Origin of the sequence: Litchfieldia sinesaloumensis, from assembly GCF_900156865.1 — a bacterium.
In the GTDB taxonomy this organism is placed as follows: Bacteria; Bacillota; Bacilli; order Bacillales; family Bacillaceae_L; genus Ferdinandcohnia; species Ferdinandcohnia sinesaloumensis.
The window spans coordinates 2106153-2118288 of record NZ_LT732529.1 but is presented as its reverse complement, the minus strand read 5'-3'; the positions used below and the strand labels follow the sequence as shown (position 1 = coordinate 2118288).

Here is a 12136-nt window from a genome sequence, read left to right as displayed (position 1 = left end):
GCAAGAGTAAAATAAAGGGAGTAATTCCAATGGCTAAATTCATGATGAAATGTTTCTTGATTGTCACGGTCCTCCTTCTGGGAGTCCTAATCGGGATGCAGCAAGCAAATGAAGGGATGAAGAAAATGAGGGGCTATAATGACCCCTCTCTTCAAGGGGCTTTTCATATCACCGATAATGACGGTGAAGTCGAAGCGTCCGTATTGGGGCGCAAAGTGACAAGTCATGATTTAGAACAAAAACAAAAACAGCTAGAAGAAGTAGAAGCCTTTAACTTTTTTTCGAGCATAGGTGAAAAACTTGGAAATGGGATAAGTGCACTCTTTGAAAAAATCATGAATGCCATTGGAAATGGAATCGGAGCACTCCTTGATAAACTTTAGTAAGTAGAGTTTGCCAGACGGCAGACTCTATTTCAATTTTCGCACGCATTTTTTCCTAATTGAATGTGAGAAAAGAGTTCTGTATAATCTAATCTAGTGTAGTTTTATAATTTTTTATAAAGTCTGGAATGCTAAAATTAAATATATGGTCCAGCTCCAGCGCTTGTCGGACTTGCACAAAGATGTGCAGACGTCTATGTATGCTACATAATAGTAGCAGCATTTAGTAGACGATTCGCTAATTTAGGCGCTTGCGCTTTTCGTATCAGGAGGATTTTTTAATGAACCAAGAAGAGAGACGTAGTAGACAATCTAGGATTCGAAATTTTTCAATTATTGCTCATATAGACCATGGTAAATCTACTTTGGCGGACCGCATTCTTGAAAAAACAAATGCGTTGACCCATCGTGAAATGAAAGAACAATTGCTAGACTCCATGGACTTAGAAAGAGAACGTGGCATTACGATCAAACTAAACGCAGTACAATTAAAATATAAGGCGAAGGATGGAGAAGAGTATATTTTCCACCTGATTGACACCCCGGGACATGTCGACTTTACATACGAAGTTTCACGAAGTCTAGCTGCGTGTGAAGGTGCTGTACTCGTTGTTGACGCAGCACAGGGTATTGAGGCTCAAACTCTAGCGAATGTGTATCTTGCTCTAGATAATGACCTTGAGATTCTGCCAGTTATTAATAAAATCGATTTACCAAGTGCAGACCCTGAACGAGTTAGACAGGAAGTTGAAGATGTAATCGGGCTTGATGCATCAGAGGCAGTTTTAGCATCTGCTAAAGCGGGAATTGGAATAGAAGAGATACTAGAGCAGGTTGTTGAGAAAGTTCCTGCACCACAAGGTGATCCTGAAGCCCCTCTAAAAGCTCTAATCTTTGACTCTGTATACGATCCATACCGTGGTGTTGTAGCTTATATCCGTGTTGTTGACGGCACAATCCGACCTGGTGACAAAATAAAAATGATGGCAACAGGTAAGGAGTTTGAAGTAATTGAAGCAGGCGTATTTACACCTCGCGCAACCCTTCAGGAAGAGTTAACTGTTGGGGATGTTGGTTTCCTAACTGCAGCAATAAAAAATGTTGGCGATACACGCGTAGGGGATACTATTACAAATGCAAAAAACGGAGCTACAGAGCCACTACCAGGATACAGACGACTTAATCCTATGGTGTTCTGTGGATTGTATCCAATTGATACAGCAAAATATAATGATTTGCGTGAGGCTTTAGAAAAACTTGAATTAAATGATGCAGCATTGCAATTTGAACCTGAAACATCTCAGGCGTTAGGCTTTGGTTTCCGTTGTGGTTTCTTAGGCTTGTTGCATATGGAAATTATTCAAGAGAGAATCGAGAGAGAGTTTAAAATCGATTTAATCACAACTGCGCCAAGTGTTATCTATGATGTATTTTTAACAGACGGGACAGATTTGAAAATTGACAACCCATCTGATATGCCAGATCCGCAAAAAATCGATAGAATCGAAGAGCCATACGTAAAAGCAACCATGATGGTTCCAAACGATTATGTTGGTGCAGTAATGGAATTATGTCAAAACAAACGCGGTAACTTCATTGATATGCAATACCTAGATGAAAATCGAGTGAGTATTGTTTACGAAATTCCACTTGCAGAAATCGTATATGATTTCTTTGATCAATTAAAATCAAATACAAAGGGCTATGCCTCATTTGATTATGAACTAATTGGTTACAAGCCATCTAAGCTTGTGAAAATGGATATCTTATTAAATGCTGAAAAAGTTGATGCTCTATCATTTATTGTTCATAGAGATTCCGCATATGATCGAGGAAAGCTAATCGTAGAAAAGCTGAAGGAATTAATTCCGAGGCAGCAATTTGAAGTGCCTGTACAAGCGGCTGTTGGTCAGAAAATCATCGCACGTTCTACGATAAAAGCAATACGCAAAAACGTATTAGCTAAATGTTATGGTGGGGACATTTCACGTAAACGTAAGCTTCTTGAAAAACAAAAAGAAGGTAAGAAACGAATGAAACAAGTCGGCTCAGTTGAAGTACCTCAAGAGGCATTCATGGCAGTATTAAAAATGGACGACAAGTAGTAATAGGATACCGCAGACGATTCTGCGGTTTTTCCGTATTGTAAAACGTGTTCAAAAAAGGTCATCTTTTTTGACATCGACTAGTAGAAAGAAGTGATTATTTGGTACAAGCAGCATACCTTCACATTCCTTTTTGTGAACAGATCTGTCACTATTGTGATTTTAATAAAGTATTTCTAAAAGGGCAGCCCGTTGACGAATACCTCCAATACATGGATAGAGAAATGAAAAATACGGTTGAAGCGAACCCTCCTTCTAGTTTTAAATCAATATTCGTTGGTGGTGGGACACCTACAGTTCTTAACATTAACCAACTAGAAACATTTCTATCAAGCATTAATAACTATTTACACCCTAGAGAGCAAACAATGGAATATACATTTGAGGCGAATCCTGGAGACTTGACTGAAGATAAATTAAAATTATTACTTGACTATGGCGTTAATCGCATTAGTTTTGGTGTGCAAACTTTTGATGACGAGCTACTTAAAGGAATTGGAAGAACACATCGCCGGAAGGATGTGTTTCATACAATTGAATTGGCGAAACATGTTGGATTTAACAATATAAGCATAGATTTAATGTATGCTCTTCCCCATCAAACGATTGAGAGCTTTCAAGAATCTCTTGATTTAGCCTTTTCTTTAGATGTTGAGCACGTGTCTGCCTATTCGCTCATAATTGAACCTAAAACAGTATTTTATAATTTAATGAGAAAAGGAAAGCTACGTCTTCCTAGTCAGGAAAATGAGGCAATCATGTATGAACGATTAATGACAGAGATGCAGACACATGGTTTCCACCAATATGAAATTAGCAACTTTTCAAAAGTAGGGTTTGAAAGTCGTCATAATCTTACTTATTGGAATAATGAAGAATACTATGGAATTGGAGCGGGTGCTCACAGTTATGTTGGTGGACAGCGGATTTCAAACGCCGGACCAATCAAGAAGTATATGAAAGCTATTGATGAAAAGGGCTTCCCCTATGTCGAAACTCATGATGTAACAAAGCAAGAAATGATGGAGGAAGAGCTCTTTTTAGGTTTGCGAAAAACAAAGGGAGTATCGATTCCGCATTTCCTAGAAAAATTTTCAGTAAGTATTTTTGACGTTTTTGGAGAACAAATTAATGAACAGAAAGCAAAAGGTTTGCTTGAGGAGAAAGAGCATTATATTCGATTAACACATAATGGAAAGTTTCTCGGAAACGAAGTATTTCAAGCATTTTTACTGTGAAGATATTATCGAGATATTAAGAGTTAAATCGTTGACAATGGCAATCGTATTTGGTAATTTAATTATAGAATTAGCACTCACAGTTCAGGAGTGCTAACAGAGGTGATGTTCCTTGCTAACAGATCGTCAGCTATTAATTCTTCAAGTAATCATTGATGACTTTATTAGATCTGCACAGCCAGTAGGATCAAGAACATTGTCGAAAAAGGATGGGATTGTGTTTAGCTCAGCAACTATTCGCAATGAAATGGCAGATCTAGAAGAGTTAGGTTTTATTGAGAAAACTCACAGTTCATCTGGTAGAGTTCCATCTGAAAAAGGCTACAGGTATTATGTGGATCATTTATTATCACCTAGTCGACTTTCTATTCAAGATAAGCAAGAGTTAACGTCGATTTTTGCTGAAAAAATTTACGAGCTTGAAAAAATTGTCCAGAAGTCAGCACAGATATTATCTGATCTAACGAATTATACGTCTATTGTTTTAGGACCAGCATTTAAAGAAAACAAGGTTAAGAAGCTACAAATAGTTCCAATTAACAATGAAACGGCAGTTGCTATTATCGTCACGGATAATGGACATGTGGAGAACCGAACCATTTCATTTCCAGAGTCTATTGACCCGAGCGATATAGAAAAAATGGTAAATATTTTAAATGAGCGACTAGTTGGAGTTCCATTGACTGATTTAAAAAACAAGATTTATAAAGAGGTTGCGCAGCTATTAAAAACCAATATTAGAAATTATGATATGGTTATCAATGTTTTAGATAAGACCCTCAATCTTCAAACTGAAGAAAGAATCTTTATTGGTGGAAAAGCAAATATGTTAAGCCAACCTGAATTCCATGATATCGAAAAAGTTCGGTCATTATTGACTATGATAGAAAGTGAACACGAATTCTCTAGACTATTACGAACAAACAAAGCGGGAATCAACATTAAAATTGGTCATGAAAACGACAATATAGCCATGAATGACTGTAGCTTAATTACTGCAACATATTCTGTCGGTAATGAACATCTTGGGTCGATTGCAATTCTGGGTCCAACAAGAATGGAATATTCGCGTGTTATTTCCTTGCTGCAGCATATGAGTCAGGATTATTCAAAGGTGCTGACAAAACTGTATCAAATTGAATAGCAGTGGCCATATTTAATAGAGGGTAAACTTGCCCTCTAATACATAAAAGAATTTTAATAAATGATTACTTTACTTTGAGGGAGGTGAGTGTATTGGCTAACGAGAAAGACGTAATAAAAGAGGAAATTGAAGTGGATGAAACAAACGTTGAACAAGACGTGGTAGAAACGATTGAACAGGCTGAAGCAGAAATAATCGAAGAACAAGAGGAAGATGTGAAGGCTGAACTTTCGAAAGCCAATGAAAGAATTGCAGAACTTGAAGCTAAGCTTGAGGAGGCAGAAAACCGCATACTTCGCCAAGTTGCCGACTTTGAAAACTTTAAGAGACGTGCTCGCTTAGATCAAGAAACAGCTGCTACATATAGAGCTCAAAGTCTTGTGAGTGATTTGTTGCCAGCTCTTGATAATTTTGAACGGGCACTTCAAATAGAAGCTACAAATGACCAATCAAAATCAATTATTCAAGGTGTAGAGATGGTTTACCGCAGTATCATTGATGCCTTGAATAAAGAAGGCGTAGAAGCGATTGAGGCTGTTGGAACACAATTTGATCCAAATGTGCATCAAGCTGTTATGCAAGTAAGTGAGCCTGATTCAGAACCAAATGTGGTTCTAGAAGAGTTCCAAAAAGGATATAAACTAAAAGATAGAGTACTACGACCTTCAATGGTGAAGGTAAATGAATAACGAAAAGCGCAAGGTGCGCAGTTTTAGCCGACAAGCATAAGACAGCTGCTTTCAGAAGGTGCCTTTTACCTTTAGAAGCGTTTGGCTTATGACCTCGAGGTGATGGCACCTGGAGCTAGACATTTGGATAAATCCAAGTTTTGTAAATTAAGGAGGTTTTATTATGAGTAAAATCATTGGTATAGATTTAGGTACAACAAACTCATGTGTGGCTGTAATGGAGGGTGGAGAACCGAAAGTCATTCCGAACCCAGAAGGTAACCGCACAACCCCATCTGTTGTTTCTTTTAAAAATGGGGAAAGACAAGTAGGGGAAGTTGCTAAACGTCAAGCAATCACTAATCCAAACACGATTATGTCAATCAAACGTCATATGGGTACAGATTACAAAACTGAAATTGAAGGTAAGCAATATACTCCACAAGAAGTATCTGCTATTTTACTTCAATACTTTAAATCCTATGCAGAAGAATACCTTGGAGAAAAGGTAACAAAGGCAGTAATCACTGTTCCTGCTTACTTTAATGACGCTGAGCGTCAAGCAACGAAAGATGCAGGTCGAATTGCTGGTCTTGAAGTTGAACGTATCATTAACGAGCCAACTGCAGCTGCGCTTGCATATGGATTAGATAAAACTGATGAAGATCAAACAATCCTTGTATATGACCTTGGTGGAGGAACTTTCGACGTTTCCATCCTTGAGCTTGGAGATGGAGTATTCGAGGTTAAGTCAACAGCTGGTGACAATCGTCTTGGTGGAGATGACTTTGACCAAGTAATTATCGATTATTTAGTAGACTAATTCAAAAAAGAGAATGGAATTGATCTTTCAAAAGATAAAATGGCATTACAACGCTTAAAGGATGCTGCTGAAAAAGCGAAGAAGGACTTATCTGGTGTAACTTCTACACAAATTTCACTTCCTTTCATTACTGCAGGAGAAGCTGGACCACTTCACTTAGAAGTGAACTTAACTCGTGCTAAATTTGATGAAATTTCAGCAGGACTTGTTGAGCGTACAATGGGACCAACTCGTCGTGCACTTCAAGATGCTGGTCTTTCAGCTAGTGAAATCGACAAGGTCATCCTTGTTGGAGGATCAACTCGTATTCCGGCTGTACAAGATGCAATTAAAAAAGAAATTGGTAAAGAACCACATAAAGGTGTTAACCCAGACGAAGTAGTTGCTTTAGGTGCCGCTATCCAGGGTGGAGTATTAACCGGGGATGTTAAAGACGTAGTTCTTTTAGACGTAACACCATTATCACTTGGTATTGAGACAATGGGTGGAGTATTTACTCGCTTAATCGATCGTAATACAACAATCCCAACAAGTAAGTCACAAACATTCTCAACTGCTGCAGATAATCAAACAGCTGTTGATATCCATGTACTTCAAGGTGAGCGTCAGATGGCTGCCGACAACAAAACATTGGGTCGTTTCCAATTAACTGACATTCCACCAGCACCACGTGGTGTACCACAAATTGAAGTAACATTCGATATCGATAAAAACGGTATTGTGAATGTTCGTGCAAAAGATCTAGGTACTAACAAGGAGCAAGCTATTACAATTCAATCATCTTCAGGTCTGTCTGACGATGAAGTTGAACGTATGGTACGTGAGGCTGAAGAAAATGCTGAGGCTGACAAAAAGCGTAAAGAAGAAGTTGAACTTCGCAATGAAGCAGATCAATTAGTGTTTACTACAGAAAAAACACTTAAGGACCTAGAAGGTAAGGTTGATGCTGCTGAAGTTGACAAAGCAAATGAAGCAAAAGATGCTTTAAAACAAGCTATTGAGAAAAATGATCTTGAAGAAATCAAGACAAAGAAGGATGCACTTCAAGAAATCGTTCAACAGCTTTCAGTGAAACTTTATGAGCAAGCACAGCAACAGGCACAATCTGCTCAAGGTGCTGAAGGTGCTCAAGAAGCTAAGCAAGATGATGATGTTGTAGACGCTGAATTCGAAGAAGTGAACGACGATAAAAAGTAAGCCAGTCTTACAATTACGAAAAAAGAAGAATTAAATGTAACAAAAAGTCGAAGTCAGGCCTGTCTTGGCTTTGACTTTTTTTGTTCAAAGGCCTTTTGTTTGTTAAACTATTGAAAAGTTAGATAATTACGAACACTGGTGGATAAACAAGTATTATTGTCTTTTCATAAAAATAAGTGTTAAAATATTCTTTATGTGAATGATGCGGGAGTGGATTTAATGAGTAAAAGAGATTATTATGAGGTACTCGGGGTTTCGAAAAGTGCAAATAAAGATGAAATAAAAAAAGCATATCGAAAATTATCAAAAAAATATCACCCCGATATCAATAAAGAAGCAGATGCTGCTGAAAAGTTTAAGGAAATTACAGAAGCGTATGATACGTTAACAGATGATAACAAACGTGCCCACTATGACCAATTTGGTCATACCGATCCAAATCAAGGCTTTGGAGGTTTTGGTGGTGGTGCTGACTTTGGTGGAGGCTTTGGTTTTGAAGATATCTTTAGTTCGATCTTCGGTGGTGGAACTAGAAGAAGAGATCCAAACGCACCACGTCAAGGGGCAGATTTACAATATACAATGACACTAAATTTCGAAGAAGCTGTTTTCGGTAAGGAAACGGATATCGAAATTCCAAGAGAAGAAGAATGTACAACCTGCCACGGTTCAGGTGCAAAATCGGGAACAAAACCTGAAACGTGTTCTCACTGTGGTGGATCGGGTCAAATCAATGTAGAACAAAACACTGCTTTTGGAAGAATTGTGAATAGACGTGTATGTCATCACTGTAGCGGAACAGGTAAATTCATTAAGGATAAATGTTCAACCTGTGCTGGTTCTGGAAAAGTGAAAAAACGCAAAAAAATCCATGTTAAAATCCCAGCTGGTATCGATGACGGTCAACAACTTCGTGTATCTGGTCAAGGTGAGCCAGGTGTAAATGGTGGGCCTCCTGGAGATTTATATGTTGTATTCCATGTGCGATCCCATGAGTTTTTCGAACGTGATGGAGATGATATCTATTGTGAAATGCCGTTAACCTTTGCACAGGCTGCATTAGGTGATGAAATAGAGGTACCAACTCTACACGGTAAAGTCAAACTGAAAATTCCTGCGGGTACACAAACTGGTACAAAATTCCGTCTGCGTGGCAAAGGTGTCCCGAACGTACGAGGATATGGTCAAGGAGACCAACACATTCGTATTCGTGTCATCACACCAACAAAACTAACGGAGAAACAAAAACAATTACTCCGTGAATTTTCAGAAATGAGCGGAAACGAAGCTCCTGATGAACAGCATGATAATTTTTTTGCGAAAGTAAAGCGAGCTTTTAAAGGCGAATAGGGCATTTGATAATATTGGATTGGAGTTGGTAGACTTGAAATGGTCTGAAATTAGCATTCACACAACACAAGAGGCGGTGGAGCCCGTATCGAACATACTACATGAAGCAGGTGCAAGTGGAGTTGTAATTGAAGATCCATTTGACTTAACCAAAGAACGTGAAGATGTTTTTGGTGAGATCTACCAACTTAATCCGGATGATTACCCAGAAGAAGGTGTTATTGTCAAAGCATATCTTCCAGTCAATAGCTTTTTAGGAGAAACCGTTGATGCAATAAAAGAAGCCATTAACAACCTTCTGCTTTTTGATATAGATTTGGGCCATAATAAAGTTACAATTAGTGAAGTCCATGAAGAAGAATGGGCAACGGCTTGGAAGAAGTACTATCATCCTGTAAAAATTTCAGAAAAATTCACGATTGTCCCAACATGGGAAATTTACGAGCCTGTTAATAGTGATGAGTTAATTATCGAATTAGACCCTGGAATGGCGTTTGGAACAGGTACCCATCCAACCACTGTTATGAGTATTCAAGCCCTTGAGCGCACAGTTAATCAAGGAGATACCATTATTGATGTCGGTACCGGTTCTGGGGTGCTTAGTATTGCAGCAGCAATGCTTGGTGCACGTAATGTCAAAGCGTTAGATTTAGATACGGTGGCTGTTGAAAGTGCAAAGATTAATATCAAACTAAACAAGGTACATGAAGTAGTAACAGTCTCTCAAAATAATTTACTTGATGAAATTGAAGGTCCGGTTGATCTCATTGTGGCTAATATTCTTGCTGAGATTATTGTTCGCTTTACAGATGATGCGTCAAAAATTCTGAAACCGAACGGAGCTTTCATTGTCTCAGGTATTATCAATACGAAAAAACAAGAAGTAAAAGATAGTCTTCTAGCATCTGGGTTCATCATCGAAGAAGTGCTTGTCATGGAAGACTGGGTATCAATGATTGCTAGAAAGCAAAGCGAATAAGGTGGAATAATAAAGATGCAACGTTATTTCGTCAATCATATGAGCGAAACAGAAGCCACAATTACTGGTGAAGATGTTCACCATATAACAAGAGTTATGAGAATGTCAGTTGGAGACTCTATTTTTTGTTGTTATAATGGTAGAGTAGCACTTTGTGCAATTACTGAAATTACCAATGATACAGTTTTGGCAAATGTTGTAGAATGGGTAGAGAATTTAAATGAGCTCCCCATTAAGGTGTGTATTGCAAGCGGACTACCAAAAGGGGACAAGCTCGAATATGTAATCCAAAAAGGGACGGAGCTTGGTGCATCTGAGTTTGTCCCTTTTGTTGCGGCTCGTTCTATTGTGAAATGGGATGAAAAAAAAGGACGAAAAAAGGTCGAGCGTTGGGAAAAAATTGCAAAGGAAGCGGCAGAGCAATCCCACCGAGCGATGGTACCAAAGGTTAACACTCCATTATCCTTTCGGGAATTAGTTACTTTTAGCCAATCCTTCACATACAAGATTGTAGCGTACGAAGAAGATGCAAAGCGCGGTGAAAGTTCCCATCTTGCTCGTGTATTATCACAACTTAAAAATGGAGAATCTCTTTTCGTTGTGATTGGTCCAGAAGGTGGATTAACTGAAAAAGAAGTTACTACATTGAGTGAGAATGATTTTATTTCATGTAGCTTTGGTCCAAGGATTTTACGTACCGAGACAGCCCCATTATATGTTTTATCAGCTGTATCATATCATTTTGAATTAGCGAGGTGACAATAATGTCATTAGTTGCATTCCATACATTAGGATGTAAAGTAAATCATTATGAAACAGAAGCCATTTGGCAGCTTTTTAAAGAATCGGGCTATGAGCGTACCGAATTTGAAAGTACTGCAGATGTGTATGTTATTAACACTTGTACTGTTACAAATACAGGGGACAAAAAGAGTAGACAGGTTATTCGTAGAGCAATACGAAAAAATCCGGATGCGGTGATATGTGTTACAGGGTGTTATGCCCAAACCTCACCGGCCGAAATAATGGCAATCCCTGGAGTAGATATTGTTGTTGGTACACAGGATCGTAAGAAAATGCTTGAATACATCGAGCAATACCAACAAGAGCGCAAACCAATTAATGGCGTTGGTAATATTATGAAGACACGTGTGTATGAGGAACTTGATGTTCCTGCGTTTACTGACCGTACACGTGCATCCCTAAAAATTCAAGAGGGCTGCAACAACTTCTGTACTTTTTGTATTATTCCTTGGGCACGCGGATTAATGCGTTCACGTGATCCTGAAGAGGTAATTAAACAAGCACAGCAGCTTGTGAATGCAGGGTATAGAGAAATTGTCCTAACTGGTATTCATACTGGTGGCTATGGTGAAGATATGAAAGATTACAATTTAGCTGCCCTTTTACGCGACCTTGAATCGAAAGTTATCGGTCTGAAAAGAATTCGAATTTCTTCTATTGAGGCTAGTCAAATTACCGATGAAATTATCGAAGTGCTAGATAAGTCAACAAAGGTTGTAAGACATCTTCATGTCCCATTGCAGTCCGGTTCAAACACTGTATTAAAACGCATGAGACGTAAATACACGATGGAATTCTTTGCTGAACGTTTAACGAAATTACGACAAGCCTTGCCTGGTTTGGCAATTACATCCGATGTTATAGTTGGTTTCCCAGGTGAAACTGAAGAAGAATTTATGGAAACATATAATTTTATTAAAGATCATAAATTCTCTGAATTACACGTTTTCCCATACTCTAAGCGAACTGGAACACCAGCTGCAAGAATGGAAGACCAAATTGATGAAGAAGTTAAAAATGAACGAGTACACCGTTTAATCTCTCTCTCCGATCAATTAGCCAAGGAATATGCGTCTAATTATGAAGGCGAAGTATTAGAAGTCATCCCTGAGGAGATAGACAAGGAGGACCCAACTAGCGGTCAATATATTGGGTATACGGACAACTATCTCAAGGTGAAGTTTGACGCAACAGAAGAGATGATTGGTAAAATTGTAAAAGTAAAAATTACAAAAGCAGGCTATCCTTATAACGAGGGTCAATTTGTAAAGATAGAAAATGACCTTCCACTTGAAGAAGAAGCGAGAACGACTGCATAAATAGCAAAACATATAGAAGTTAATCTTTGGATTAGCTTCTTTTTTTTATCACATAATATACATATGAAGGTGCTAGTCAACCAGCTACAACAATGATATGATGTTAGAGGTACGTACAACTGATAA

Annotated in this window: 9 protein-coding genes and 1 pseudogene; all 10 read left to right on the top strand. The window is 38.4% G+C overall.

Annotated features, from left to right (window positions below; genetic code table 11):
• The first annotated feature begins 29 nt into the window (after positions 1–29).
• The 10 genes and pseudogenes from CZ490_RS10585 (at position 30) to mtaB (ending at position 12010) form a co-directional block, all read left to right on the top strand.
• The gene (locus CZ490_RS10585; RefSeq protein ID WP_077618866.1) at positions 30–383 is read left to right on the top strand and encodes a YqxA family protein; all 354 of its coding nucleotides are present in this window, start codon (positions 30–32) and stop codon (positions 381–383) included.
• Between the two features lie 281 nt (positions 384–664).
• The gene (lepA, locus tag CZ490_RS10580) at positions 665–2488 is read left to right on the top strand and encodes a translation elongation factor 4 (protein WP_077618865.1); all 1824 of its coding nucleotides are present in this window, start codon (positions 665–667) and stop codon (positions 2486–2488) included.
• 101 nt (positions 2489–2589) lie between these two features.
• Entirely contained in the window at positions 2590–3726 is a 1137-nt protein-coding gene (gene hemW / locus CZ490_RS10575) for a radical SAM family heme chaperone HemW (protein ID WP_077618864.1), read from the top strand.
• Between the two features lie 112 nt (positions 3727–3838).
• Complete coding sequence (gene hrcA, locus CZ490_RS10570) at positions 3839–4870, top strand: heat-inducible transcriptional repressor HrcA (RefSeq protein ID WP_077618863.1); 1032 nt, start codon at positions 3839–3841, stop codon at positions 4868–4870.
• A 92-nt stretch (positions 4871–4962) separates the two neighbouring features.
• A complete protein-coding gene (grpE, locus tag CZ490_RS10565; protein WP_077618862.1) occupies positions 4963–5559 on the top strand; it encodes a nucleotide exchange factor GrpE in 597 nt (198 codons plus the stop codon).
• Between the two features lie 163 nt (positions 5560–5722).
• Positions 5723–7558: pseudogene (dnaK, locus tag CZ490_RS10560) on the top strand (molecular chaperone DnaK).
• A gap of 219 nt (positions 7559–7777) precedes the next feature.
• Entirely contained in the window at positions 7778–8908 is a 1131-nt protein-coding gene (gene dnaJ / locus CZ490_RS10555) for a molecular chaperone DnaJ (RefSeq protein WP_077618861.1), read from the top strand.
• Between the two features lie 34 nt (positions 8909–8942).
• The gene (prmA, locus tag CZ490_RS10550) at positions 8943–9887 is read left to right on the top strand and encodes a 50S ribosomal protein L11 methyltransferase (RefSeq protein ID WP_077618860.1); all 945 of its coding nucleotides are present in this window, start codon (positions 8943–8945) and stop codon (positions 9885–9887) included.
• Positions 9888–9902: 15 nt separating this feature from the next.
• Positions 9903–10646: a 16S rRNA (uracil(1498)-N(3))-methyltransferase gene (locus tag CZ490_RS10545; RefSeq protein WP_077618859.1), complete on the top strand. Its 744-nt coding sequence runs from the start codon at positions 9903–9905 to the stop codon at positions 10644–10646.
• A gap of 5 nt (positions 10647–10651) precedes the next feature.
• Positions 10652–12010 (top strand): tRNA (N(6)-L-threonylcarbamoyladenosine(37)-C(2))-methylthiotransferase MtaB, encoded by a 1359-nt coding sequence (gene mtaB / locus CZ490_RS10540; protein WP_077618858.1) that lies wholly within the window; start codon positions 10652–10654, stop codon positions 12008–12010.
• Positions 12011–12136: the final 126 nt, after the last annotated feature.

Excerpts from the sequence above, each read along its gene's own strand:
- CZ490_RS10585 (WP_077618866.1), top strand. The coding sequence starts at position 30 with ATGGCTAAATTCATGATGAAATGTTTCTTGATTGTCACGGTCCTCCTT.
- mtaB (WP_077618858.1), top strand. The coding sequence starts at position 10,652 with ATGTCATTAGTTGCATTCCATACATTAGGATGTAAAGTAAATCATTAT.
- lepA (WP_077618865.1), top strand. The coding sequence starts at position 665 with ATGAACCAAGAAGAGAGACGTAGTAGACAATCTAGGATTCGAAATTTT.
- dnaJ (WP_077618861.1), top strand. The coding sequence starts at position 7,778 with ATGAGTAAAAGAGATTATTATGAGGTACTCGGGGTTTCGAAAAGTGCA.
- CZ490_RS10545 (WP_077618859.1), top strand. The coding sequence starts at position 9,903 with ATGCAACGTTATTTCGTCAATCATATGAGCGAAACAGAAGCCACAATT.